This is a genomic window from Paraburkholderia sediminicola (assembly GCF_046027825.1).
GTDB classification, from domain to species: Bacteria; Pseudomonadota; Gammaproteobacteria; order Burkholderiales; family Burkholderiaceae; genus Paraburkholderia; species Paraburkholderia sediminicola_D.
Genome location: NZ_JAQQDU010000029.1, coordinates 1 through 25,345 on the forward strand (window position 1 = coordinate 1; position 25,345 = coordinate 25,345).

25 protein-coding genes and 1 pseudogene are annotated in these 25,345 nt (G+C 62.5%); 13 read left to right on the forward strand and 13 right to left on the reverse strand.

Features of this window, described 5'->3' with window-relative positions:
• Positions 1-348: 348 nt before the first annotated feature.
• On the reverse strand, positions 349-1,350 hold the full coding sequence (locus tag PQQ96_RS17445) for a LysR family transcriptional regulator (RefSeq protein WP_408294134.1): 1,002 nt from the start codon (positions 1,348-1,350) through the stop codon (positions 349-351).
• A 199-nt stretch (positions 1,351-1,549) separates the two neighbouring features.
• Between PQQ96_RS17445 and PQQ96_RS17450 the strand changes: the two genes are divergently transcribed.
• The 3 genes from PQQ96_RS17450 (at position 1,550) to scpC (ending at position 5,808) form a co-directional block, all read left to right on the forward strand.
• On the forward strand, positions 1,550-3,715 hold the full coding sequence (locus tag PQQ96_RS17450) for an FUSC family protein (RefSeq protein WP_408294137.1): 2,166 nt from the start codon (positions 1,550-1,552) through the stop codon (positions 3,713-3,715).
• A gap of 170 nt (positions 3,716-3,885) precedes the next feature.
• On the forward strand, positions 3,886-4,101 hold the full coding sequence (locus PQQ96_RS17455) for a hypothetical protein (RefSeq protein WP_408294140.1): 216 nt from the start codon (positions 3,886-3,888) through the stop codon (positions 4,099-4,101).
• A gap of 192 nt (positions 4,102-4,293) precedes the next feature.
• The gene (gene scpC, locus PQQ96_RS17460) at positions 4,294-5,808 is read left to right on the forward strand and encodes a succinyl-CoA:acetate CoA-transferase ScpC (protein WP_408294143.1); all 1,515 of its coding nucleotides are present in this window, start codon (positions 4,294-4,296) and stop codon (positions 5,806-5,808) included.
• A 65-nt stretch (positions 5,809-5,873) separates the two neighbouring features.
• Here scpC and PQQ96_RS17465 read toward each other — a convergent pair whose 3' ends face one another.
• Together PQQ96_RS17465 and PQQ96_RS17470 are read right to left on the reverse strand one after the other, a co-directional pair.
• Positions 5,874-6,128: a GlsB/YeaQ/YmgE family stress response membrane protein gene (locus PQQ96_RS17465; protein ID WP_028197420.1), complete on the reverse strand. Its 255-nt coding sequence runs from the start codon at positions 6,126-6,128 to the stop codon at positions 5,874-5,876.
• 162 nt (positions 6,129-6,290) lie between these two features.
• Positions 6,291-6,998, reverse strand: coding sequence for an MgtC/SapB family protein (locus PQQ96_RS17470; protein WP_408294146.1), 708 nt, complete (start codon positions 6,996-6,998; stop codon positions 6,291-6,293).
• Between the two features lie 683 nt (positions 6,999-7,681).
• On the opposite strand from PQQ96_RS17470, the pseudogene PQQ96_RS17475 reads away from it, so the two are divergent.
• A pseudogene (locus tag PQQ96_RS17475) lies at positions 7,682-8,202 on the forward strand (hypothetical protein).
• Between the two features lie 122 nt (positions 8,203-8,324).
• Here PQQ96_RS17475 and PQQ96_RS17480 read toward each other — a convergent pair.
• Positions 8,325-9,488 carry a metallophosphoesterase gene (locus tag PQQ96_RS17480; RefSeq protein ID WP_408294149.1) on the reverse strand — a complete coding sequence of 388 codons (1,164 nt, stop codon included), beginning with the start codon at positions 9,486-9,488 and terminating at the stop codon, positions 8,325-8,327.
• Between the two features lie 370 nt (positions 9,489-9,858).
• Here PQQ96_RS17480 and PQQ96_RS17485 point away from each other — a divergent pair, with 370 nt between their 5' ends.
• Positions 9,859-10,188, forward strand: coding sequence for a hypothetical protein (locus tag PQQ96_RS17485; RefSeq protein ID WP_408294151.1), 330 nt, complete (start codon positions 9,859-9,861; stop codon positions 10,186-10,188).
• Between the two features lie 23 nt (positions 10,189-10,211).
• Here the strand turns inward: PQQ96_RS17485 and PQQ96_RS17490 are convergent, their stop codons facing one another.
• Positions 10,212-10,796, reverse strand: coding sequence for a malonic semialdehyde reductase (locus tag PQQ96_RS17490; RefSeq protein ID WP_408294153.1), 585 nt, complete (start codon positions 10,794-10,796; stop codon positions 10,212-10,214).
• A 156-nt stretch (positions 10,797-10,952) separates the two neighbouring features.
• Here PQQ96_RS17490 and PQQ96_RS17495 point away from each other — a divergent pair, with 156 nt between their 5' ends.
• The 5 genes from PQQ96_RS17495 to yjfF all read left to right on the forward strand — a co-directional run bounded on the left by PQQ96_RS17495 (position 10,953) and on the right by yjfF (position 16,655).
• Complete coding sequence (locus PQQ96_RS17495) at positions 10,953-11,552, forward strand: alpha-ketoglutarate-dependent dioxygenase AlkB family protein (RefSeq protein WP_408294156.1); 600 nt, start codon at positions 10,953-10,955, stop codon at positions 11,550-11,552.
• Between the two features lie 165 nt (positions 11,553-11,717).
• Positions 11,718-12,704, forward strand: a complete 987-nt coding sequence (locus PQQ96_RS17500; RefSeq protein ID WP_408294159.1) for an ABC transporter substrate-binding protein — start codon at positions 11,718-11,720, stop codon at positions 12,702-12,704.
• 209 nt (positions 12,705-12,913) lie between these two features.
• Positions 12,914-14,530, forward strand: coding sequence for a sugar ABC transporter ATP-binding protein (locus PQQ96_RS17505; RefSeq protein WP_408294162.1), 1,617 nt, complete (start codon positions 12,914-12,916; stop codon positions 14,528-14,530).
• Complete coding sequence (locus PQQ96_RS17510) at positions 14,527-15,558, forward strand: ABC transporter permease (protein WP_408294165.1); 1,032 nt, start codon at positions 14,527-14,529, stop codon at positions 15,556-15,558. The genes PQQ96_RS17505 and PQQ96_RS17510 overlap by 4 nt, the downstream gene beginning before the upstream one ends.
• Entirely contained in the window at positions 15,555-16,655 is a 1,101-nt protein-coding gene (gene yjfF / locus PQQ96_RS17515) for a galactofuranose ABC transporter, permease protein YjfF (RefSeq protein ID WP_408294168.1), read from the forward strand. Before PQQ96_RS17510 ends, yjfF begins: the two co-directional genes overlap by 4 nt.
• A 22-nt stretch (positions 16,656-16,677) precedes the next feature.
• On the opposite strand, the gene PQQ96_RS17520 is transcribed toward yjfF, so the two are convergent.
• Positions 16,678-17,982 carry an MFS transporter gene (locus PQQ96_RS17520; RefSeq protein WP_408294171.1) on the reverse strand — a complete coding sequence of 435 codons (1,305 nt, stop codon included), beginning with the start codon at positions 17,980-17,982 and terminating at the stop codon, positions 16,678-16,680.
• Positions 17,983-18,061: 79 nt separating this feature from the next.
• Positions 18,062-18,841, reverse strand: a complete 780-nt coding sequence (locus PQQ96_RS17525) for a putative hydro-lyase (RefSeq protein ID WP_408294173.1) — start codon at positions 18,839-18,841, stop codon at positions 18,062-18,064.
• A 173-nt stretch (positions 18,842-19,014) separates the two neighbouring features.
• Between PQQ96_RS17525 and PQQ96_RS17530 the strand changes: the two genes are divergently transcribed.
• The 3 genes from PQQ96_RS17530 to PQQ96_RS17540 all read left to right on the forward strand — a co-directional run bounded on the left by PQQ96_RS17530 (position 19,015) and on the right by PQQ96_RS17540 (position 20,639).
• Complete coding sequence (locus tag PQQ96_RS17530) at positions 19,015-19,953, forward strand: LysR family transcriptional regulator (RefSeq protein ID WP_408294176.1); 939 nt, start codon at positions 19,015-19,017, stop codon at positions 19,951-19,953.
• A gap of 123 nt (positions 19,954-20,076) precedes the next feature.
• Entirely contained in the window at positions 20,077-20,325 is a 249-nt protein-coding gene (locus PQQ96_RS17535; RefSeq protein WP_408294179.1) for an AbrB/MazE/SpoVT family DNA-binding domain-containing protein, read from the forward strand.
• Positions 20,319-20,639 carry a type II toxin-antitoxin system PemK/MazF family toxin gene (locus PQQ96_RS17540; RefSeq protein WP_408294182.1) on the forward strand — a complete coding sequence of 107 codons (321 nt, stop codon included), beginning with the start codon at positions 20,319-20,321 and terminating at the stop codon, positions 20,637-20,639. Before PQQ96_RS17535 ends, PQQ96_RS17540 begins: the two co-directional genes overlap by 7 nt.
• A 41-nt stretch (positions 20,640-20,680) precedes the next feature.
• Here the strand turns inward: PQQ96_RS17540 and mdcH are convergent, their stop codons facing one another.
• Genes mdcH through PQQ96_RS17570 form a run of 6 tightly spaced genes read right to left on the reverse strand, consistent with a single transcriptional unit; the run spans position 20,681 to position 25,343 of the window.
• Positions 20,681-21,613, reverse strand: a complete 933-nt coding sequence (gene mdcH, locus PQQ96_RS17545) for a malonate decarboxylase subunit epsilon (protein WP_408294185.1) — start codon at positions 21,611-21,613, stop codon at positions 20,681-20,683.
• Positions 21,613-22,320 carry a malonate decarboxylase holo-ACP synthase gene (locus PQQ96_RS17550; RefSeq protein ID WP_408294188.1) on the reverse strand — a complete coding sequence of 236 codons (708 nt, stop codon included), beginning with the start codon at positions 22,318-22,320 and terminating at the stop codon, positions 21,613-21,615. The genes mdcH and PQQ96_RS17550 overlap by 1 nt, the downstream gene beginning before the upstream one ends.
• On the reverse strand, positions 22,320-23,135 hold the full coding sequence (gene mdcE, locus PQQ96_RS17555) for a biotin-independent malonate decarboxylase subunit gamma (RefSeq protein WP_408294191.1): 816 nt from the start codon (positions 23,133-23,135) through the stop codon (positions 22,320-22,322). Before mdcE ends, PQQ96_RS17550 begins: the two co-directional genes overlap by 1 nt.
• On the reverse strand, positions 23,132-24,016 hold the full coding sequence (locus PQQ96_RS17560) for a biotin-independent malonate decarboxylase subunit beta (RefSeq protein WP_408294194.1): 885 nt from the start codon (positions 24,014-24,016) through the stop codon (positions 23,132-23,134). Before PQQ96_RS17560 ends, mdcE begins: the two co-directional genes overlap by 4 nt.
• Positions 24,013-24,327, reverse strand: coding sequence for a malonate decarboxylase subunit delta (locus PQQ96_RS17565; protein WP_408294197.1), 315 nt, complete (start codon positions 24,325-24,327; stop codon positions 24,013-24,015). The genes PQQ96_RS17560 and PQQ96_RS17565 overlap by 4 nt, the downstream gene beginning before the upstream one ends.
• The gene (locus tag PQQ96_RS17570) at positions 24,315-25,343 is read right to left on the reverse strand and encodes a triphosphoribosyl-dephospho-CoA synthase (RefSeq protein ID WP_408294199.1); all 1,029 of its coding nucleotides are present in this window, start codon (positions 25,341-25,343) and stop codon (positions 24,315-24,317) included. Before PQQ96_RS17570 ends, PQQ96_RS17565 begins: the two co-directional genes overlap by 13 nt.
• Positions 25,344-25,345 lie beyond the last annotated feature (2 nt).

Below are 25,345 nucleotides of genomic sequence, written 5' to 3' on the forward strand. Positions count from 1 at the left end.
GCAGACGTAGAACGGGGCTTCGCCTCCAGCCGCGCCAGATCAACGACCCCGCAAGCGCCTGCCAGGCCGGCGCCGTCCATCGGTAAAACTGCGCCATCACGACTGCGATGGCATGCTCACGCCGGGATTTCATCCGGGAGTCTGTTCGTCGTAACGAGCGGATCCGGAAACATCGCCGCCGCGACCTTGCCCGCGGCGCTCCAGTTCTTCCGGCATCGCTGCTGCCCAATCAAAAAACATTGGTACTGTCTGGCGGGCCATAGATGCCATCAAACATGGCCCGCCACTTCCTCATCCGCGTCGCTGCCTTGCGCAGGCGTGGCCGGCTCTTCGGCTTCAAAATACGCGTCAGTGCGCAGCGACGTCTCCGTCCCCAGGGCTGGCCGCTCCCACAGGCGCCGCGTCATCGGCTGCGGCCATCTGGCCGACTTCGACAAGTAACGCCTCGTCGCGTGCAATCACCTTCGGCAGATGCGTACGTAAGAACTCGACCCACGTCCGCGTCTTCGCGTCGATGAACTTGCGTGACGGATACAGCGCATAAACGTTCGTCTTCTGCAGCGTATATTCAGGCAACACGCGGACTAAGGTCCCGTCACGCAACCCGGCGATCGCCGAATAAAGCGGCACCATACCAATGCCCATTCCCTCGCGAATTGCGACGATCAGCGATTCCGCAATATTCACGTGCACGGGTCCGTTCACTTCCATCGTCTCGCTGCCGTTGGGGCCGTCGAGTACCCATTCGTGCGGCGGAAATGCCGGCGTGTGCAGGATCAGACACTCGTGATGCGCGAGGTCACAGGGCTGTTGCGGCGCGCCATGAGCGCGCACGTAAGCAGGCGATGCGCACAGGATGCTGAAAGTTGTGCCAAGCGGGAGCGACACGAGGTCGGAATTCGGCAGAGTCGAGGCGCTGATCACGGCGACGTCGGCGCTCCCTTCGAACAGATCGGGCATGCGCTGCGACAACGCCAGCTCGACGGTCACTTCGGGATAAAGCGCGCGATACCGGGAGATGGCCGGCAGCACGTAATGCTGGCCGATACTGGCAAAGCTGTGCATGCGCAACGCGCCGCTCGGGCGCTCATGAGCGCAACTCGCTTCTTCTTCAGCGGTGTCGACATCTGCAAGGATCTGCTGAGACCGCTTCAGGTAACGCTCGCCCGCTGTGGTGAGCGCGAGTCGCCGCGTCGACCGGTTCAGCAAGCGAGTACGCAGATGAGCTTCGAGTTCCGAGACGGCACGGGACATCGCGCCAGTCGTCGAATTGAGCGACTGCGCGGCGGCGGTAAAACTACCGGCTTCGACCACGCGCACGAACACTCGCATATTTTGTAACGTATCCATCGATCCTTCTATTTCACGGCTGAAGCCGTATTGTCCGCCTGTCCCGCGCACGCATTGTTGTTCGTTCTGGAAGGGACGTTCCGCGCCAGTCCTATTAATGCGCACAGCGCATGCTCCTACAATCGGCGCCTTGCCTGCCGGTGTGCGCAGCGTTCACCGGTGCTTCTTTCAGCGACAAACCGGGACGCGTTGCTTTCTCATGAAACGCCAACATGCGATCAAACCGATGGCGGATTCCCGCCGGCAGTGGAGCGTCATGTTGTCAACGCTCAGTCCGGCCGTCCGCGACTGGGCGAACAGCGACGGTCTGATCTGGCTGCATCTGCTGAAAACGGTCACCGCGGGGCTGCTCGCGCTGGGTATTGCCATGTCGCTGGATCTCCAGCAGCCGCGAATCGCCATGACCACGGTGTTCGTGCTGATGCAGCCGTTCAGCGGCATGGTGCTCGCCAAGAGTTTCTACCGGATTCTCGGCACCGCGGTAGGCACGGTCGCGGCCCTGGTGCTCGGCGCGCTGTTCGTCCAGCAGCCCGAGTTGTACATGCTCGGCATGATCGGCTGGGTGAGCGCCTGTATCGCAGCAGCGGTCCGGTATCGGCATTTCAGATGGTACGGTTTTGTGCTGGCAGGTTACACGGCCGCGCTGATCGGCATTCCGAATGTCACAGCGCCTCACGACCTGTTTCTGGCGGCGCTCACGCGCGCCGCGGAGGTGGCGGTCGGCATCGTGTGTTCGAGCGCGGTGAGCGCACTGATCGTGCCGCAGCGTTCCAGCCTTGCGTTGCGGCGCGCACTCCATCTTCGATATACAAATTTTACTGCGTTCGCTGCTGACGTGCTGGGTCGAGGAATCGAGCGCGGGCAGTTCGAACGGCGCTTTGCGGAGCTCGTCGACGAGATCGTCGGCTTTGAAGCGACGCGAACTTTTGCGGCCTTCGAAGACCCAGCCATGCGTTCACGCAGTTCGCATCTCGGCCGTCTGAATGGCGAGTTCATGGACGCGTGCGCGCGGCTGCACGCACTGCACCAATTGCTCAAACGTCTGCGCGTGAGTGGCCCGAGCCGGATGGTCGACGCCATCACGCCGTATTTCAGCGAACTGTCGGCACTGCTGGCCTCCACCCAAGGCACGAACGCTGATGCATCGCGCGTCGCCGCCGGGTTGCGGCTCTTCCAGGCGAGTTTGCCGAGGCGCGTGCGCGAAACGAGGCGGCCGCTGGAAGCCGCACCCGCGGAATCGCTAGCGGACTTCGATACGGCTGCGGAACTGCTATATCGATTTGTCGACGAATGGATCCGTTATTCCGAAACCTACGCGTCCTTGGCGCGGCGCAAGCGGGGATCAGAGCAGCGCACCGCCGGCCGCTACGTGAGCAAGACAAACGGCTTTGTAGTCGCGTTCACCTTTGCCCGATCGGCGGTGGTCATGGCGATTGCCGGCTGGTTCTGGATCGCCACCGACTGGCCGAGCGGCGCTCTGGCGGTGATCGGCGCGGCGTTGGTCTGTGCGTTGACGTCGACCGCGCCGAATGCATCGAAAATGGCCGTGCAGATGGCAGTCGGTGCGGTACTGGCAACCATGACCGGCTACCTTTTCACGTGCTATGTGTATCCGAACATCGATGGTTTTCCGCTGCTTTGCGCGATGCTCGCCCCTGTGCTTGCGCTCGGCGCCTTCATCGCATCGCGTAAGCGCGCGGCAGGGTATGGCATCGGCTTTTCGGTGTTCTTCTGCCTGCTTGCCGGACCGGACAATGTCGTCACCTATGCGCCCGATCTGCTGATCAACAACGGCATGGCGATCACGGCGTCGCTCCTGCTTGCGGCGGTCGTTTTCGCGGTGGTTTTCCCTGCTGATATGCCATGGCTCACCGAGAGAATCAAAGGTGATTTGCGTGCGCAAGTGGTGTCTGCGTGCAAGGACGAACTGCCCGGACTCAATCAGCGCTTTCAGTCGAGCACACACGATCTGACCTCGCAGTTGCGCATGCTGCTGACGCGGCGTTCCCGACGCCGCCGTGATGCCTTGCGCTGGATGCTCGTCACCCTCGAAGTTGGGCATGCCGTGATCGATTTGCGTAATGAAGCGGCGCGTGCCGGCTACGCGCAGGCTCTTCATTCGCGCTGGAGTGGCAGCCTCGCACAGACTTGTGATGACCTCGCGCGGCTTTTCGAGCGGCCCGACGCGCGTGGTCTCGAGCGCGCGCTCGTATCCGTGCGCTCGGCCACGTGGATCGTGCAGGACGTACTGGAAACCGTTCATGCCGACCGCGACAAGCGGCACGACCTGCAGCGCATTCTGAGTTGCCTGCACTTCATCCGCACAGCGTTGCTCGACAAAGACGCGCCTTTTAATGCGCGTTGACCCATGCGCGTTGGATCGGGCGTGCGCCCCGATCCTTCTGCCAGATGGAAAGATCACTTCCGTCCAGCCCCATTTATCCACGTAGGCTGCGGTCATATAGTTTCATCACTGCCACGCAGTCTCCCACGAGGATTTCCTACTGGCCGTAATCGTAAGTACTGGAGAACGAAATGAATGTGTTGAAGATTGCCCTGATTGCCTGCTCTTTGTCCGCTGCTGTCGCTCATGCACAAACGGCGCCGGCCGCTCCGGAACAACAGGTCGCACAAGCGAATGCACCGCGCGCGAACAGCATCGCCCCGCAAAACCGTGTCGCGGCACCGAAGGTCAGGGCGGAAGAGTGCGTCGGGCCGGTGAGTTTCTGCAATATCTACTTCGGCAGCTAAGCAGCGCCACGCGCAGCACCCGCAGTACCTGCAGTACCTGTCGTGACAGTTTTGCACGCGACGAAACGCCTGGCCGCGACGCCGTCCCAGCGAGACGCCGCGGCTGGTGCGACAATCTGGCTACTGAGCGAAGCACACCAGAGACGTGCGCACCGGTAGACTGGACTAGTGACTATGGAGAGACTCAGTTTCATGTACCAAGACCGGATTCGTTGCTCCGCGCTGCGCGGAAAAATCACTTCAGCCGCCGAGGCGGCGCTTCTGATTCAGGACGGCATGATCGTCGGCGCCAGCGGCTTTACGCGCGCGGGCGACGCCAAAGCTGTCCCTGTCGCACTCGCCGAGCGGGTCCGTCAGGAAGGCAAGCCGTTGCAGATTACGTTGATGACCGGCGCATCGCTCGGCCATGACGTGGATCGCATGCTCACTGAGGCGCATGTATTGGCGCGCCGCTTGCCATTCCAGGTCGACAAGACGCTGCGTGATGCGATCAATCGCGGCGAAGTGATGTTCGTCGATCAGCACCTGTCCGAAACGGTGGAGATGCTGCGCGCCAATCAGCTCGGCAAACTCGACGTCGCCATTATCGAAGCTACCGCAATCACCGAAACCGGCGGCATTGTGCCGACCACTTCGGTCGGCAACTCGGCCAGCTTTGCGATCCTCGCCGACAAGGTCATCGTCGAAATCAATCTTGCGCAGCCGCTCGCCCTCGAGGGACTGCACGACATCTGGATTCCGGGCCGCAGGCCGGATCGCGAGCCGCTGCCGATCGTGCATCCGCGAGACCGTGTCGGCACGCCGGCCATCGAGATCCGGCTCGACAAGATCGCGGCGATCGTCATCACTGATATGGCGGACAGCCCGTCCACGGTGCTGCCCGCGGATGCTGAAACCGAGCTGATTGCCGGTCATCTGATCGAGTTTTTTCAACACGAAGTGTCGCACGGGCGTATGCCTCGCCACCTGCCGCCGTTGCAGGCGGGTATCGGCACGATTGCCAATGCGGTGCTGGCGGGTTTTGTCGATGCGCCTTTCGACGCCTTCGAAATTTACTCAGAAGTGCTGCAGGATTCGACCTTCGATCTGATGGACGCCGGCAAGGTGACGTTCGCCTCGGGTGCGTCGATCACGCTGTCGGCCGCGCGTCAGGCGCAGGTGTTCGGCGAGCTCGAGCGCTATCGTGATCGCCTGGTGTTGCGTCCGCAGGAGGTGAGCAATCATCCTGAAGTGATTCGCCGGCTCGGTCTGATTGCGTTGAATACCGCGTTGGAGTTCGACATTTACGGCAATGTGAATTCGACGCATGTGGGCGGCACGCACATGATGAACGGCATTGGTGGGTCGGGCGATTTCGCGCGCAACGCGTCATGCGCGATCTTTGCGACGAAGTCGATGGCCAAGGGTGGCCGCATTTCGAGTGTCGTGCCGATGGTCCCGCACTGCGATCACAACGAACACGATGTGGACGTGGTCGTAACGGAGCAGGGGCTCGCCGATCTGCGCGGACTGGCGCCGCGAGAACGCGCTACGCTGATCATCGAGAACTGCACGCATCCGCTGTATCGCGATCTGCTTCGCGACTACTATCGGGACGCCTTGCAATGGGGCGGGCAAACACCGCATCAGTTGGACCAGGCTTTCGCCTGGCATACGCGGCTGCGTGATACCGGCTCGATGTTGCCGGCGGTGGAAGCACCACTCTAAACGCTAAGTAAAACCGGCGTCAGGTGGCATTCGCTCCCGACGCCGTAAGACATCAGGTGCTACGCTCAGGTGCCGCGCCGGACGAGCCGGATAAGAAACAGCAGAATGACGGCGCCGATTACAGCGGTAATGATCGAGCCGATCCAGCCGCCGCCGAGCGAAATGTGCAGCACACCGGCAAGCCAGCCGCCGATGAACGCGCCGACAATCCCGACGATGATGTCGACGATCAGGCCAAAGCCGCCGCCCTTGACGAGCACGCCAGCCAGCCAGCCGGCGATTGCGCCGATGATGAGCCATGCAATGATGCCGTGTTCCATAATCGAGACTCCATGGTTGAGTGTGAAAAATTCACGGTGACAGAGCTTAGTCGAAGGTTATGGGACAGTCCATATTCAGGACGCGGAATTAACATTGTCTAAATCTATTGCAGACTAAGTGTAGACGATGCGCGCGAATATGGGGAGCTTACGCGTGGAGACTCACTCTGGCGTCGGCTCCGCTTCTTTAGCCGTCCAGCTGACGCTCGATACGCTTTTTTCCATGCTGATGCGGCTTGCCATCTGTTCGAGTTTCGGCTGGTCTTTCGGATGCAGCTTTAATGTTGCCGTAACGCGAATGCGTCCTGTATCGTCGTCGACGTCTTCGCTAGTCAGGCTCTGGAACGACAGCGGTGTCGAATACATCGAGTTGGATACGGCGGTACGAATGTGAATCTCGTCAGCCTCCCGGCATACGATCGTCAGCACATATTCGCGCACCAGGTCCGCGTTCGAAACAGGCGTCGCGTTGATCATACGGCTCACTTCACGTAGCGCCGTATTGGTCAGCAGCACGACCGCGGTGCCGGCGAGCGCCGGACCGTAATGCCCTGCACCGCACAATACGCCGACCGCCGCCGAGCACCATAAGGTCGCGGCGGTGTTGATCCCCTGAATGGAACCCTTGTCGCGCATGATCACGCCGCCGCCGAGAAAGCCGACGCCGGATACGACATACGCGGCAATCTGCGTGATGCCGGCTGTCCCGTTGCCGGTCAGCACACCGAGCGTGACGAACAGGCATGCGCCGCTGGCGACCAGCGTGATGGTGCGCAGGCCGGCGTTGCGTTGGCGCATCTGCCGTTCGAGGCCGATCGCGACGCCGCAGCTGAAGGCGGCCAGGAGCCGCAAGACGAATTCAATGGTCATCGGTAAGAAAGGTTGAGGCGCGTGTTCGCACAGTGTGAACCTTACGCGTGACAGCCGCACGTATCCATGCATGGAACGCAGCTGCGGTCAGGCGTGACGAGGCAAGCGAGCCTGGGGCTCGCGCGCTGAAAGTCATGGAGCAACGGCCGGGCATCGAGCCATGCTGCGCTTCACTGGCAGTGAGCGGATATAAAACGAGGTATAAACGACGTGCACCGTCAGGCCCGAAGGCAAGACGGCGACAGGGAAAAGCTGGCGCGGAAATCTTGCGGATCAGGCGATCGGGCGGATCGAAGCTCGACTGGTACTACTGCTACTGTCCAAGATCGTGATTCCGGTTAAATGAACTGGGCGAATTTTAGGCAGCTCTGCAAAGTTAAGTCAAGCCGGGATGAGACCGGGCGACGGAATGCGCTTTCGGCTGCTTCGGAAAATTCCGCGACAGACTCGGAGTTTTCCCTGCATAAATACGGACTCCGAATGTTGACGGTGTCCATCCCGGAAAACACACTGTTTGCACACTTCGAAACATGTCGTGCGTTTTGGCGCTCAATCCGCGTTTCGCTTCTAACGGCTGCTCACGGTTTTGCCCACAAATTTTTCGGTTGTCCTTGCGCCATGCCAGGCGCATCCGATCCGCACGGCATCGTCTCTTTTCCGCTGTTCACCCAATTGAGGAATGCATGAAAGATAAGGCTCTTGGCATCATTGCCGGTGCATTGATTGCTGCGGCTCCCCTCGTGTCGTTCGCCGCCGGTCTGCCCGCGCCGTTTGAAGGCAGCAGCACGCTGCAGGCAGAGGGTGTCGTGAAGGCAGTCGACCAGGCTAAACATTCGGTGACCTTGCTCGACGCGCAGGGTGGCGAAGCTGCATTCACGGTCACCGATACGAGCAACCTGGCGCAGATCAAGCAAGGTGGCAAGGTCCACATCCGCATGATGCGCAATGCCATGATCAGCGTAACGCGTGGCGCCGATGGCCATGGTGTGGCTGCTCAACCGGTACCGCCGAACACGGCGCAGCACGTGACGGCCGAAGTTCAGGCTATCGACCACGCGTCCGGCATCATGGCTCTGAAGGGCCCGAATGGCGCGGTGTTTCCCAGGGCCGCGAGCCGGCAAAGATCGCCGGCGTGACGCCGGGTATGCAAGTGTCGGTGGCGTACGCACCGCAGGTCCGCGTGGCCGTGGCGCCCGTGCAGTAAATCTCATTAGCTGAAGCGGCGCGTCAGCGCCGGAGCGCGGATGTTCTTGACGGACGTCCGCGCTTTTTTGCGCAATCCAACATGACCTCGGCGCGCCGATACCTCGCGCGTGGTTCGATACTTCAGTCGGGCTCGCCGGGCACAAGGCGCAGTCGCGTGATCTCCGAGGGGGCCCCCAAACGCTTCGGCGGTCCCCAATAGCCGGTGCCGCGACTCGTGTAGACCCACAGGCCGTTCAGTCGTGCGAGACCGGCCGTGAACGGCTGCTGGAAACGCACAAAGAAATTCCACGGGAAGAACTGGCCGCCGTGTGTGTGGCCGGATAGCTGCAGCGTGAAGCCTGCTGCTGCGGCTGCTTCGGCAGAACGCGGCTGGTGCGCGAGCAGTACCTTGATGAGCACGTCACCAGGGGCGCCTGCGAGGGCCGCAACCGGGTCGCTGCGATGCAATGGGTCATGATGGCCTGCCGAGTAATCGGTGACCCCGGCGATCACGGCGCGCGCGCCGTCGTGTTCCACGATCACATGCTCGTTGATCAGAACGTTCAACCCCAGGCGCCGGAATTCGTCGATCCAGGCGTTCGCCCCGGCGTAATACTCGTGGTTGCCGGTCACGAGGAACGCGCCGTGACGCGCGCTGAGTCGCGACAGCGGCTGCGTGTGCCGGGTCAGTTGCGGCACGCTGCCGTCCACGACATCGCCGGTGACGGCAATCAGGTCTGGCTTGAGACGATTCACCGCGTCGACGATCGCGTCGACATAACGGCCTTTGATGGTCGGGCCGACGTGGATGTCGCTGATCTGGACGATCGTGAAGCCATCGAGCGCTGCCGGCAAATCGTCGATCGGCACCTCGATCGTCACCACCTTGGCGCGACGCCGGGCGTTGAACAGACCGACAAGTGTCGAGAGCAGCGCAAGCAACGGGACCGCTGCCGCCGAGCCGATGCGCCAGTGCGCGATTGCAATCGTGTTTGGCCAGATTGCATCGACGGTGAGCAGCGAGGCGAGCGCGAGGTCTCGCGCGAACGTCAGCACCAACAGCGACGAGAAGAAGCCCATCGCCAGCAGGCCGATCCACGCGAGGCGGTCGCTGAGCGGCTGCTGTTTGATGGTGCGCGCCAGCATGCCGAGCGGTATCAGAAAGATCGACAGCACCAGCCACAACGCACACAGCCACCGGCCTGTGGTACTGACCGGCATGTCGGGAATCAGACGAAAGCCGACGTAGATATGCAGCAGGATGCCAATCAGGATGAAGCGAACAAGAAACGATGAGCGGCGCATAGAGAGGATGGAGGCGGGAAGGGGCCGGCACGAGCGAAAGGACGGCGGCGGCTCGCCAACCGCAACCACTGAAATAGTGGACGAGCCGGACCATTCTACCGAGATGTGCACCCCCTTGCCGACGGCGCCAGATTTGCACCTACGAGGCGGCCGAATACGCCTATGTTTGACGGGGGCAAGCGGATATCGCATTGCAGCAATTTTCGTTGAGCATGCCACCCGTCTGCACTGCTGCGGCACCCTAATTAAATGGGCTTTGAATTGTGTTTCTAGTGGAGTATTCTCAAATAGAACCGGGTCGCCTCAGCGCCATCGCGGCCCAGGGGCGGTTGGTTTTGTTGTTGGTTGAGGGCGAGGCAGGAGACGCATCATGAAACTGCTTGGATCAGGCAATCAGGTACGCCACGTACTTCATGGGCATCACGTCGGACGAGAGGGCAGCCACGTCATGCTGCCGCTCGTGGGCATATCGTTGATGGCGATCGCCTTGTACTTCGGCGTGCGCGACATCGACTTCTCCGAGCTGGGCAAAAGCGCGTTATTCGACGTAGTGATGGTGTGCGTTGCGCTTGGCATCGCAGGACTGTTCGGCGTCGTCGGCGCGTGGTTGCGTTCCAATGGCGACGACGCCGATGAAGGCTTCTGCTTTATCGGCGCGGTGATCGGCGCCGTGGTGTTCTACGTGGCGCTCTTCAGGTAAGCGCACCGGAGGCCTTAGGCCCGTCAGACGATCTGGGCGGCTTCGTCGAAGGAGAAGCGCGGGCTGCGCGGGAACAACTTCGACGGATCGCCGTAGCCCAGATTAATCAGGAAGTTCGACTTCACGGTCGTGCCGGCGAAGAAGGCTTCGTCGACCTTGGCGGCGTCGAAGCCCGACATCGCCCCCGTGTCCAGACCGAGCGCGCGTGCCGCGAGAATCAGATAGCCGCCTTGCAGCGTCGAATTGCGAAAGGCCGTATCCGCGATCGCCTTGTCGTTGCCGGCGAACCAGCTGCGCGCGTCGGCATGCGGAAACAGTTTCGGCAGATGCTCGTAAAACGCCATGTCCATCCCGACGATCACCGTGACCGGTGCCGCCATCGTTTTCTCGAGATTGCCCGGAGACAGGGCCGGACGCAGCTTCTCTTTGCCTTCGGGCGTTTTCACGTAGACGAAGCGGCCGGGGCTCGAATTCGCCGAGGTCGGGCCGAGCAGCACGAGCTCGGTGAGTTGCTTGAGCACGGCGTCGTCGACCGGTTTGGCCTGCCAGCCGTTATGAGTGCGCGCTTCGCGAAAGAGTTGATCGAGCGCCTGATCGGAGAGAATCATGGTGGTAGTCCGTTGAGGTAGGAGAGTGAGAAGCAGGATGAACGTGGCGGATGACAGCGCAAGCCACGGGCATGAGCGGCATCGTCGTTGCCGCCATAATAGCCAGGGTTCTCACTCGCGCGCGTTTCGCGTGCGCAATCGTATTCAGGCAATCTCATGGCGGACCTTTTTGACGACCTTCCCGCGCCGGACGTGGACTGGTATCCCGAATGGCTCGCGCCCGAGGCCGCGGCACACGCTTTGACGCAACTCATCGGCGAAGTGGAATGGCGGCAGGACATGATGGGCACGCCTGCCGGTCGTGTGCCGCTGCCGCGGCTGACGGCCTGGCAGGGCGAGCCGGACGCGGTCTACGTCTACTCCGGAATTCGCAACGTGCCGCAACCGTGGACGCCAACCGTCGCCGAACTGCGGGCCGCCGCCGAGACAGGCTGCCACGCGCGCTTTAACAGCGTGCTGATCAACCGCTACCGCAGCGGCACCGACAGCATGGGGTGGCACGCGGACCGCGAGCCGGAGCTCGGCGCCCAGCCGGTGATTGCGTCGATCAGCCTGGGCGTCGCGCGCACTTTCGACTTGCGGCACAACAGGACCGGCGTCGTGCAGTCGTATTCACTCAAGGGCGGCAGCTTGCTGGTGATGAAGGGCAACACGCAAGCCGAATGGCGGCATCGCGTGCCGAAAGAGCCGCGCGTGGCCGGCGAGCGAATCAATCTGACGTTCCGTTGGGTGACGCCGCGCGCGGCATACCGCTAGCTTGTGGGACGAACCATACCAAAATTGGTATCGCCAGCGCGAATCATATGATTGGACGGTTAACGCCCCAGACACTACGCTACATCACGATCCACGCACCGTGAGGGCCGCAATCGCTGGGCGGGTTCGATGGATCGCCTACACAACAACGATCAGGAGACAGTCATGGCGAATATACGACGCGCCGCATGTCGTGCGTTGGGCGCGCTCGCGCTTTGCTCGAGCATCGGTGCGCTGATGCTGACAACGCCGGCCGCTTACGCGCAGGACAAACAGATCACGCTCGGCTTCGCACAGGTCGGCGCCGAAAGCGCATGGCGAACCGCCAATACCGAGTCGGTGAAGTCTGCGGCTGCGGACGCGAAGATCAAGCTCAAATTCTCCGACGCCCAGCAAAAGCAGGAAAACCAGATCAAGGCGATCCGCTCCTACATTGCGCAGAAAGTCGATGTGATCGCGTTCTCTCCGGTCGTCGAATCCGGCTGGGAGCCGGTGCTGCGCGAAGCTAAGGCCGCAAACATTCCCGTGATCCTGACCGACCGCAACATCGACGTGAAGGATACGTCTTTGTACGTGACGATGATCGGCTCGGACTTCATGGAAGAGGGCCGCCGCGGTGGCCATTGGCTCGAAGATCACTATAAAAACGACCCAGGTCCCATCAACATCGCCGAACTTCAAGGAACAGTTGGCTCGGCGCCTGCCAACGACCGGCATGCCGGCCTGATCGAAGTGATCAGGAGCGATCCCAAATTCAAGATCATCGCGTCGCAAAGCGGCGACTTCACGCTTGCTGGTGGCAAGCAGGTGATGGAAGCATTTATAAAAACTTATGGAAATAAAATAAATGTAGTTTATGCGCATAACGACGATATGGCGCTTGGCGCCATCCAGGCGATGGAAGAGGCCGGCATGCATCCGGGCAAGGACATCACCGTCGTCTCGTTCGATGCGACCAAGGGCGGCTTCCAGGCGATGGTCGCGGGGAAGATGAACGTCGATGTGGAGTGCAGCCCGCTGTTGGGGCCGCAACTGATGTCGGCAGTCAAGGACGTGGTGGCCGGCAAGCCGCTGCCCAAGCGCATCCTGACGCAGGAGACCGTCTTCCCGATGAGCGTCGCGGCGCAGACTCTGCCGACACGCAAGTACTGAGGCTCAGTCCGGAGGGTGGTTAATTAGCTATCCATACGATAGGTGAAGGGCGAAAACGAAGTACGGACGGATCGCAGAAGTTTCTCCAGTGGTGCCTGACCGCCTGGCTGCTTCGGTAGCGGGCGGTCTCTTTTCCGCTGAATCAGGTTGCGCCCAACCTGGCCCACCCGAGCCTACCCGACCAACGTACCGCCGATCGAGCGAGGTCTATGACGCATCCCGCTTCAGAACCGAATCCGCCGCCCGCCGGCACCGTTGGCGCTGACACAGGCGACGCTCGCACAGGCGCCTCGAATGCACGCGAGCCCATCCTGGCCACCGTCGGTGTCAGCAAAACGTTCCCGGGCGTAAAAGCCCTGCAGCGGGTGGACTTCCGCCTGTTCCCCGGCGAGATCCACACGCTGATGGGGCAGAACGGCGCCGGCAAATCCACCCTGATCAACGTGCTGACCGGCGTCGTTGCACCTGACGCCGGCACGATCCGTCTGGGTGGCGAGATCGTGGCGTTTGCTTCGCCGCAGGAGGCCGAGGCGGCCGGCGTGCGCACGCTGTATCAGGAAGTGAACCTGTGCCCGAATCTGTCGGTGGCGGAGAACATCTTTGCAGGCCGCCAGCCGAAGCGTTTTGGCGCGATCGATTGGCCCGACATCAAGCGCCGTGCGCAGGACGCGCTGCTTCGTCTCGACGTGACGCTCGACGTCACCCGATCGCTCGACGCGTACTCCATCGCCGTTCAGCAGATGGTGGCGATCGCCCGAGCGCTGTCAGTCGACGCACGCGTGCTGATTCTCGACGAACCAACCTCAAGCCTTGACGATGGCGAAGTTGCCCAGCTTTTCAAAATACTTCGCCATCTTAAACAATCTGGCATCGCCATCCTGTTCGTGACGCATTTTATCGAGCAGACCTACGCCATCTCCGATCGCATCACGGTAATGCGTAACGGCGAGCGTGAAGGCGAATACCTCGCACGCGATCTGCCCGCCGATCAACTGGTCGCGAAGATGGTCGGTCACGAGCGCATGAGTGCGCGGTTGCGCGAAGCGGCACATGACGGGCACGGTACCCATGAAGGGCCTCAGGGCAAGGAAGCCGTCCAGCCATTCGTCGAACTGCGCGGCGTCGGACGGCGCGGCACGCTGCAGCCGATCGACCTCGACGTACAGCCGGGTCAGATTCTGGGCCTTGCCGGTTTGCTGGGGTCGGGCCGCACGGAGACCGCGCGCCTATTGTTCGGCGCGGACCGCGCCGATAGCGGCACCATCCTGATCGAAGGCCAGCCCGTCAGGCTGCGTTCGCCACACGACGCCGTGCGTCATGGCATCGGTTACTGCGCGGAGGATCGCAAGAAAGAGGGCATCGTCGCCGAACTGTCGATCCGCGAGAACATTCTGCTGGCGTTGCAGGCGCGGCGCGGCTGGTGGCGCAAGATCAAACGGCAGCGCGCGCATGAAATTGCGGACCTGTGGATCGAGCGTCTCGGCATCAAAGCGACGGACGCCGAACAGCCGATCGGACTGCTCTCCGGTGGCAACCAGCAGAAAGCGCTGCTCGCGCGCTGGCTCGCCACCGACCCCAAGCTGCTGATTCTCGACGAACCTACCCGGGGCATCGACGTCGCCGCGAAGTTCGACATCATGGACCGCTTGCTGGCGCTGTGCGCGAACGGTCTGAGCATCCTGTTCATTTCATCGGAGATCGGCGAGGTGCTGCGCGTGAGTCATCGCGTGGCGGTGTTGCGCGACCGCCGCAAGATTGCTGAAGTGGCTGGTAAGGCTTCGAACGAAGACAACATCTATCGACTCATCGCGGGGAGCGGCGAATGAAGCTATCGAACTGGTTCGTGCGCGACGGTGCGGAGCGTCCGCTGATCGGGCCGTGTGTCACGCTGGTGTTGTTGTGTGGCCTGAACCTGTGGGTGAACCCGCACTTTCTGTCGCTGCGGATGCTCGACGGCCATTTGTTCGGTGCGCCAATCGACGTATTGAATCGCGCGGCGCCGCTGGCGCTGGTCGCCACCGGTATGACGCTTGTGATTGCGACGCGCGGTATCGATATTTCGGTTGGCGCGGTCGTGGCGATTGCCGGTGCCGCTGCCGCCACGATCCTCGCGACGCAACCCACACCGAGCGCCAGCCTGATTGCGCAAGCCCTGGTAGCGGCGTTGATCGTCGGCGTGTTGAGTGGCATGTGGAACGGGCTGCTGGTGTCGTTCGTCGGCATGCAGCCGATCATCGCCACGTTGATCCTGATGGTCGCCGGTCGTGGCATTGCGCAATTGCTGACGGCGGGGCAGATCATCCCGATTGGCGCACCCGGCTATCTGTTCGTGGGTGGCGGCTATTGGCTCGGCATGCCGTGCTCCGTGTGGATCGCGAGCGTTGCCGTGCTGGCCACTGCGGTGCTCGTTGAAGGCACCGCGCTCGGGCTCTTCATTCGCGCGATCGGTGTCAATCCGGTGGCGACGCGTCTCGTCGGTTTGCGCTCGAAAGCGCTGGTATTCGCGGTGTACAGCTTCTCCGGATTGACCGCCGCGATGGCGGGCATCCTCATCAGTTCGAACGTGCGCAGCGCCGATGGTAACAACGCGGGGCTGCTGCTCGAACTCGACGCGATTCTGGCGGTGACGCTCGGCGGCACGTCGCTGCTCGGCGGCCGCTTCAGCCTCACCGGCACCGTGCTGGGAGCGCTGATCATCCAGACGCTCACCTATACGACCTATTCGATCGGTGTGCCGCCGGAAGCGACGCTCGTCGTCAAGGCGGCCGTGGTGCTAGCAGTGAGTGTGATCCAGTCGCCCTCGGCACGCGCGCTCGCCGTGTCGCTCTTCATGCAGCGCGGGGTGGCGCGATGAGGCGACTCGCCGAAGCCTGGGCCCATATCGTCGATCCGCGCACGCTGCCGATCGCCGTCACCGTCCTGCTGTTTTGCGCATTGTTCGGTTTCGGCTCGGTGATGTACACCGGGTTTTTCTCGTGGCAAGTACTGCTCGATTTGCTGGTCGATAACGCCTTCCTGCTGATCGTCGCAATCGGTATGACGTTTGTGATCGTATCCGGTGGGATCGATCTGTCGGTGGGCTCGGTGGTGGCGCTGACCACCATCGTCGAAGCGGTACTGTCCGAACATATGCATCTGCCGGTCTGGCTGATCGTGCCGATCGTCTTGCTGATGGGTACGGTGTTCGGTGCGGTACAGGGCGCGCTGATTCACTTTTTCCGCTTGCAGGCGTTCATCGTCACGCTGGCCGGCATGTTCTTCGCGCGGGGCTTGTGCTTTCTGATTACGACACAGTCGATCACCATCAACGATCCGACGTTCCAGAAGATTTCCGCGTTTCGCCTCAACATCGGCGTCGGTTCGGTGTCAGCCAATGTGTTGATCGCCCTCATCACGCTGGCCGCGGCGATCTATGTCGCACATTTCACGCGCTTTGGCCGCAACGTGTATGCGGTTGGCGGCAATCCGCGCTCGGCGTTGCTGATGGGCTTGCCAGTCGCGCGTACGCGGATCGGCGTGTATGCGCTGAGCGGGTTCTGTTCGGCGCTCGGCGGCGCGGTGTTCACGTTTTATGTGCTGTCGGGCTATGGCCTGCAAGGTCAGGGTATGGAACTCGACGCGATCGCGGCCACGGTGATCGGCGGAACCTTGCTGACGGGTGGCGTCGGCTATGTGATCGGCTCGCTGTTCGGCGTCGGTATTCTGGGCACGATCCAGACGCTGATTACCTTCGACGGCACGCTCAGTTCGTGGTGGACCCGTATCGTGATCGGCGCGTTGCTGTGCGCGTTCTGCCTGCTGCAACGGCTGATCGAGCGGCATGCAAAGTCGGTGGGGCGTCCGGGAGGCACCGGTGCCGTTGTGACGCCAGGCCGCGAACGCGGGCGGGGCGATGCTGCGGCGGCGTCCGATTCGCATGTGATCGGGCGTGCGCCGGAGCAGGCGCTATAGGAAGAATGCGCGGTGGCGCGGCTTAAACAGCGTTGAGTTCGCGTCCCCTGGTTTCCGGCAAGGTGAGCGCGGCGAGGATCACGACACCATAGGCTGCGGCGGCGAATACACCGATCGCGTGACCGAGCGTCATGGTCTGCGAGACGTGGCCGATCAGGAACGGAAACGTTGCGCCGACCGCTCGGCCGAAGTTGTAGCAGAACCCCTGGCCGGAGCCGCGAATGCGCGTCGGAAACAGCTCGGTGAGGAACGCGCCCATCCCCGAGAAAATACCGGATGCGCAGAAACCGAGTGGGAAACCGAGCACGAGCATCGTGAGGTTGTCGAGCGGCAGTTGTGTGTAGATCAACGCGATCGCACACGAGGCCAGCGCGAACGCGATAAACGCGCGCTTGCGGCCAATTTTGTCGCTGACGTACGCGCCCGTCAGATAGCCGCAGTACGAACCGACGATCACCACGCCCAGATAGCTGCCGGTGCCGATCACGCTCAGGTGCCGCTCGGTTTTCAGATACGTCGGCAGCCACGTGGTCACCGCGTAGTAGCCGCCTTGCACGCCGGTCGCGAGAATGGATGCGCGAAGCGTCGTCCAGACGATATCGCCGCGGAAAATGTCGAGCAGAGAAGGGCGCGTTTGTGCCGCGGCTTGCGCTTCTTTCTGATGCCGATGCACCTCCGGTTCTTCGACGAAGCGGCGAATCCAGATCACGAACGGCGCTGGCGCAATGCCGATCGCGAACAGCACGCGCCATGCGTAATCGGCCGGTACCCATGAAAACACGGCCATGAACAGGAGCGTCGACACGCCCCAGCCGATTGCCCAGCCTGCCTGCACCAGGCCGACCGCCTTGCCGCGGTCACGCGGGCGGATCACTTCGCCGATCAGCACCGCGCCTGCCGTCCACTCGCCGCCGAAGCCGAGCCCCATCAATCCGCGCGCCCACAGCAACTGTGAGAAGCTCTGCGCCAGTGCGCAAGCGAGCGTGAACACCGCGAACCAGAGAATCGTGATTTGCAAGGTTTTGACCCGGCCGATACGATCGGACAGTACTCCGGCCGCCCAGCCGCCGACTGCAGAACTCAGCAGCGTGACCGTTCCGATGAGTCCGGCGTCGCCGCGCGTGATGCCCCATGTCGCAATCAGCGTCGGGATCACGAAGCTCAGGAATTGCGTATCCATGGCGTCGAGCACGTAGCCGATCTTGCAGCTCCAGAACGCACGTTTTTCGCTCGTGGAAATCTGCCGATACCACGCGAACGGTCCTTTCCCGGTGCCGGGCACGTCGTAGCGTTCGGCGTCTGCGGTCAACTGCGCTTCGGTTTTCATGCCTGGGCTCCGGTCGTAATCAGTGGCGCGCATCCTGGCGCGCGGCTCGTGGTTGAGGTGGCGGATAAAAGCGCCGCGGCTAAAGGACCGCCAGCGTGGTGTTGGGAATATCTGTGACGAGCATGTGTCCCGGTTTGTGCGCGATCGCGAACGGCAAACGCGCGCTTTCTATTGCGGCTTGCGGCGTGACACCACAGGCCCAGAACACCGGTAACTCGTCGCCGCGCACTTCGACTGCGTCGCCGAAATCGGGCCGCGTGATGTCACGAATACCGATCAGCGAGGGATCGCCGATATGAACCGGCGCGCCATGTACCGCGGGGAAACGGCTGGTGATCTGAATGGCTCGGATCGCGTCGGCGGCTTTCATCGGCCGCATCGAGACTACGCGGTTGCCGCCGAATACGCCTGCGGCCACGTTGCGCTCGCGTGTTCGATACATCGGCACGTTGACCTGCTGCTCGATATGACGCAGCGGAATGCCTTCGCGCCGCAACATTTCCTCGAACGAGAACGAGCAACCGATCGCGAACACCACCAGGTCGTCGCGCCATAGCTCGTCGAGGCTATGCACTTCCTCGGTACGCTCGCCGTGGCGGTACACGTAAAACGCGGGGACGTCGTTGCGTATGTCGAGATCGGCGCCGAGCGACGGGACGCGCCATTCGCCCGGTTCGCCAATGCCGAGCAACGGGCAAGCCCTCGGATTGAGCGTGCAGAAGCGCAGGAAGTCGTCGGCGTATTGCCTGGGCAGGATGGCAAGATTGGCTTGCGCATAGTCGCCGCAGTAGCCCGCAGTCGGCCCGGACAGGCGGCGGCTGCGAATCTGCTGACGAAACTCGGAAGGCGTGTAGGACATGAACGGCTCGACTCCAGCTAGGTCTGGGTGATTCATGGAACCCAGATTAGTAACGCCAAAAATATCCATCCAGCGAGTTATTCTTGTGTTTTGTTAAATTAAACTTAACAGCGAAGAAGGGCTTTTGCGGCGATGATCGTGTGCTTCTGATTGCTGTTGGGAGAGCTAATGCAATGAATACCCGCTTTGTCGAAACGTTTCTGACGCTCGCCCGTCTAGGCAGTTTTCGCGCGACCGCCGCTGCGATGCATGCGACGCCCGCGGCGATTTCTCTGCGCATTAAAACGCTTGAGGCAGAGTTGGGCGTCGAGTTGATCGAGCGCGACGCCGCGGAGTTTCAGCTCACGACGCATGGCGAACGGTTGCTTGCACATGCGCGCTCGGTGGTGCAGGCCACGCGCTCGCTGCAACTGGCCGCGCAGGACGAAACCCAGGTGACGAAGCGGCTGCGGCTCGGCGTCATCGAGACGGTGGTGCATAGCTGGTTGCCGGACTACATCCGGATGCTGAACGTCGAGTACAACCGCATCGTCGTAGACCTGACCGTTGACTCAAGCGCCGTCCTGGGGCCGCGGTTGCGCGCTGGCGAACTGGATCTCGTCATCCAGGTGGAGGAAACCGGCGAGCAGGAAGCGTCGATCGTGTCGACCTTGCTGGCGAGCTATCCGGTGCGCTGGATCGCGCGCCACGATCTGATTCCGTCGAGCCGCGCGAAACATGTGCAGACGGTATTGCAGAAACCCGTGCTGACGTTCGGCCGTGGCACTGCGCCGCAAGTCGCCGTGGAAGCGATCGTGGAGACGCTCGCGAAGCGTGCCGGTGTGCCGCTTGCGGATACCCAGGTGACCTGCATGCCGTCGGTGGCGGTGATCGTGAAACTGTTGCGCGACGGCTACGGGATTGCGGCCGTGCCGGCCTTGTTCGTCGAGCCTTTCCTCAGCAGTGGCGAACTGGGGCAATTGCAGGTGCGTCCACTGCCGCCGCCGATCGACGTTGCCATGTATTACCGCGACGACGCCGACGTTGGCGTGCTGGCGGCCTCACGTGTCGCGCGTAGCGCGTGTGATCAGTATGCGAAGGCGATGGGGCGGCAGTTGATTGAGAGGCGGTGAAGCGGGCGATCAAAAGTACGCAAAATACGTCATTCGTCTTATGCCATTTGCCGTGCTACACTGTAATAACATTGTGTTTACTTTGGTGCCCCGACCGTTTGGGATTTCACTTCAGGTTCAGCCATGAAAACGACCATCCGCAGAATGGGTAATTCCCATGGTGTACTGATTCCGAAACCGATCTTGACCCAGCTGGGGCTGGAGGACGAAGTGGATATGCAAGTTGAAGGAAACGCTCTGGTGATAAGGCGTCCGCAGAAAAAAGCGCGTGCGGGGTGGGCGGACGCAAGCCGTTCGTTGGCGGCGTCGAACGAAGACGTGCTGGTGATGGGCGAGTTCCCCAACGCCGATGACGCGGGGCTCGAGTGGTAGCGCGCGGCGACGTCTGGCTCGTTGCGTTGGATCCGACCGTCGGCAGCGAGATTCAGAAAACGCGTCCTTGTGTCGTGGTGTCGCCGGCAGAGTTGCACGATCACCTGCGGACCGTGATTGTCGCGCCCATGACCACTGCTGGTCGCGCCGCACCTTTTCGTGTTCCGCTCACGTTCTTGCGCAAGAAGGGTTTGATCCTTCTCGACCAGATTCGCACGGTCGATAAGACACGGCTTGTGAAGCGCGCCGGCTCAGTGTCTGATGCGGCGCTATCGAATGCGTTGTCCACGCTGCAGGAAATCTTTGTCGAGTGAGCAATGAAGCGTGCGTCGGCTTACTGGCGGCGTGCCTGTGCTCAATTTGCCTCGAGGCGCCGTTTGGCAGTTGCCACCAGCTTTTCGAACGTAAAAGTACTCGCGGCAAGCGCGGTGGTATCCGGAAAGTGCTCGCGCGTGATGTCCGTCAGCACCTGGCCCGGCGGGGCTTCGATCAGCACGCGGGCACCCATTTCCTGCATGACGGTGAGCGCGTCGAACCAGCGTACGGTGTAGCGCATATTGGTCGAGAGATCGTCGCGAATGGCCTCTGCCGTGTACAAGGGGCGGCCGCCGCGATTGCCGATATAGGTGCTGTGCGGCCTGCGGAAGGGCACGTCCTGTGCATACGCAACCAGCTCGTCCGTGGCATGCGCGAGCAGTTCGCAATGTGATGGCACGCTTACCGCAAGACGAACCGCTTTGCGTGCGCCAGCGGCAAGCGCGCGTTCGATGAACGTGTCCAGCGCACCATTCGCCCCCGCCATGACGATCTGACGTGGCGCATTCACGTTGCCAACATAGACACGTTGACCGCTCGCATCCGCGTGCTGCACGGCGAGCGTTTCCAGTTGGTGTTCGGTCAAACCCGATACCGCCGCGAGACCGTAGCCGGACGGGTAGGCCGTCTCCATCAATTCGGCGCGTTTTCGCACCATCCGCAACGCGTCGTCAAAGCGAATCGCGCCGCAACTGACCGCCGCTGCATACGCGCCCACAGACAAACCCGCGCTGATCTCCGGCGTGAGTTGTTCATCTGCGAGTGCGCGCGTGATCGCCACGCCCGCGACGGTCAAACCGATCTGAACGGCTACGGTCGAGCGCAACGCGTCTGGCGTGTCGAGTGTGAGTATGTTGGTGCCGAGCACCTGAGACGCTTCTTCGAGTGTGTCGGTTACAGCGTGGTGCTGCGGCAGACGGCGCAGAAATCCGTCGGATTGCGCGCCTTGGCCGGGAAACAGAAGGGCGAGCATCAGGCATCGACGTGAGCGGGCGCCCACGGATCGGTCACCAACTGTGGGCTGCGAGCATGGCGCGCCATTACGCGTGCTTTGCCCGCTGCCCATTCGGCCAGCGCAACACCACCTGCGGGTGTTTCCAGTTGCGCATCCACACGAATGCCGGCGCGTTGCGCGATGGCTTGCAGATGGTTCAGCAACAGAATGGCCGTGTCGTGCGAGAGTTTTTCCGGCGCCCGGATCAGCAGATCGAGATCACTCGAGAGCGTGACCGTGGGTACCTGCGTTGCCAGTTCGAAACCTGTGCTGCCGGTTGGACCCCAAACGAATCGCTTCAATGCGCCGGCCGTGTCGCCGACGACCACGTCGCGTTGTAATGCCGCCAAGGCCATGAAAGCCGGTAACGCATTGCGCTCCGCAGAAGGGGCACGTCGCGCTAGCGCTTCCGGCGCCAAAGCAGTTTCAATATCGCCCAGATGTACCCACGTGCCGTAGCGCTGCGACCGCTCCATACCGCGCAAGCCGATCGCAACGAAACCATTGGCCGCCAGCGCGCGTCTCACGACCACATACGGCGCGCGTTCGAACGACCCGCGAACCCACGCTGGTTCGCCGTCAAACTGCGGCAAACGATGCAAGCGCAGCAGATCATGCGCTTGCCACCGTGCATCGCACGACAACGCGTGATCGACTGCAAACGGCGGCGGCGCGCAGACCTGCATTACACGGCATCCCATTGCTCGGCGAGACGCCGCCGCACTTCGATCGACGCCGCGCGATTCTTCTGAGCCGCAGCCGATTTCAGCCGATGCGACAGATCGGTTCTTCCATCGCGCGCGCTTTGAATCTGTTCGGTCAACACCTGGCGCACGCGCTCGATTTGCGCGGCATCCGGCGCATCGGCGTCGACGCCTTCGATCAGTTGATCGAGCAGGCCGAGTTTGGCAAATGACGTCATCGAGTACGACATTGGGACGATGGTTTCGCCGAGCGCGTCGAGTGATTCGACCGTGCGCCGTGTGACGCGGGCGGCCGCTTCCTTGCCCATGGCATGGACCATGGTGCCTGGCGCGTCGAGTGCGACGATCCGGTTGGCCTGATAGCCGTGCGCGAGGAACGCGCCCGACATGGCGGGCCCGACGATCAACGCAATCACCGGATGCCCGGCGTCGCGCGCCGACGCATACGCATCGACCGCGGCGGCGCAGGCGAGGTGAATGCCGAGCATTTCTTCGCGGTAACCATACGCCTGACTTTTGACATCGACGATCGCGACGATCGGGCGGCGCGTACCGCTCGCTGCGTCCTGCGCGATGACCTCGCGTACAGCGCGCGCGAGTTGCCAGCCTTGTTCGAGGCCGACGACGTTATCGGTTGCCCGCGGAAAGCGGTTGTCGGGATCGGGGACGACCGCGATAAAGCGCGCGGTCTCGCCGCCAAGCGACGCATCGCCGCTCCATATGGGCGCTTTACCAGACGGTTCGCCGGCCAGTGCATGGAACCAGCGCGCGCCGCGGCTAAGGGTGGTATCGCTCATGCCTGCTCCTTGCGGGTATTGTCCTGGCCATGCGGGTTGTACACGTCACGCATCGATTCCGGCGTGACGCTCGCCGGGTCGATCTGCGCGAGGCGGTTAAGGAAAATGTCGACCTGTTCGCTGCGATGCGCAGCCGGCACGCCATGCGCGAATGCCGAACGCACGGCGGCGCGCACCGCGTCGGCATCGTCGTCGACCAGTTGATCGGCGAGCGCCGTCGCTGCCCGTTGTTCGCCGCCGATCAACTGCCAGACGCGGCGCCGATCGCTTGCGTCGAGTTCTTCGATACCCGCTTCCTGTTCGATCACTTCGGGGCCGTTCATGCCGAGCCGCCCTTGCTTCGTCACGACAAGGATCGAGCATAAGGCCGCCGCCAGCGACATCCCGCCGAAGCAACCGACCATCCCCGCGATCACGCCGACCACCGGCACATGCCGGCGCAACGCGACGATCGCGGCCTGAATTTCGGCGATCACCGCGAGGCCGAGGTTGGCTTCCTGGAGCCTGACGCCGCCCGTTTCGAACAGCACAACGGGGCGGACGATCTTGCCGCGTTCGCAGTCGCGTAAGGCCATTTCGAGCGCGGCGGCGATCTTGCTGCCCGACACTTCGCCGATGCTGCCGCCCTGGAACGCGGACTCGATCGCGGCGACCACGGCGGGCTCGCCGTCGATGGTGCCGCGCGCGATCACGCAGCCGTCATCCGCCTGGCAGACGACCCCTTGCAGCGGCAGCCATGGCGACTCGATCTTGTCGAACGGTCCGAGCAGTTCGCGGAACGTGCCCGCGTCGAGCAGCGAGCGGGCGCGTTCGCGCGCCGGCAGTTCGATGAAGCTGTCGCGCAGCAGCGGCGCGGAATGTGCGGTGGCGACGGTGTTCATGCGTCGTCTCCCTGTTCAGCCGCTTCGATGGCTTCCGCGAGCCGCAGCGCCACGACGCCGGGTGTCGCACCGAAGTCGTTGATTTCGATTTGCGCGGCCCCGTCGTAGCGGGTGAAGAAACGATCGAGCACGCTCTTCCAGATGTGGCTGTAGCCGTCGACGCTGGTCCGCACGACCACGTGCGCGGTCAGGGAAGTGCTGTTTTCAGCAGGCGACAGCAGGACTTCCAGATCGCCCGAACCGACCACGCCGACATGCGCGCGGGTCGTGACGGCGCGTTGCGCCGGATAGTCGAAGGTCAGATGTTCCATGAGGCTGAGCTCCCGCTAGCGTCGTGATGCGCCAGCATATCGAGAAAGAGGGTGGCGGCGAGCAGATCGGCTGCGCCACCAGGCGATGCGTTGAGCGACAGCAAGTCGTGTTCGAGTGCGGCGAGGGCGGTGTGCCCGTCCGGTGTCGAGCTTCCGCCTGCGTGCAGCACACGGCGTGCGCCGCGTTGTGCCGCGTGCAAACCAGGCAACCCCGCGCGATGCAGCAGGCAGGTGTCGTCGAGCGACACCATGATCGAGAGCAGGGCGTCGATGCGCGCGGCGTTTTCGTCGACTCCGCCGGCTCGCGCGGCGAGCAACGCCGGCAAACCGATATCGATCACGTGCGGAAAACCGTCTTTTGCCTCACGGCGTGCTCCGCCCACCTGATAAAGCTGCCGCGCGCGTTCGCCGTGGCTATCGGCGGGCGCGGCGAAGCGATCCGGGAAGCACGCAATCTGCGCTGCGAGTGTGCAGGCGTGCGAAGCGTTCAGACCCGAGGCGCTTGCGGGCATCGAGGCTCCCGCCACCAGCAAGCCGACAATCCAGATCGCGCCGCGATGCGCGTTGCTGCCGCCGGTGGCATGCAGCATGTCCTGCTCGCCGGCGCGGCCGATTTGCGCGAGTTCAGTCCGCAACAGCGCCGATGGTTCGCCACGGCGGCGCGCCACGCGTGCGAGCGCCGCGAAGGTCGGTTCGAGCGCATGCGCCGAGCGCAGCATGGTCGCGAGATCGAGGTCGCGATGCGCGCCGCTGCCGCGCCGGTCGACCAGCGCGGGTTTCGGCGTGAGTTGCGCTTCTTCGATCAGCGCGGTGACGGCATAGCGTGCGAGTTGCGCATCGGACAGTGTCGTCTGCCGCGCCACTGCAGCGCTGTTTGCCGTGCTTGCCACATGCGCCGCCGTGCCCGTATAGCGTGCCGGCGCAACGGGCCAGCGCCGGGCGGCGAGTTCCGCTTGCGCCGCCTGCTGCTGTGAGTCTTCGACAGCACGCTCGAGCAAAACTTCGCGGGAGCCCATCT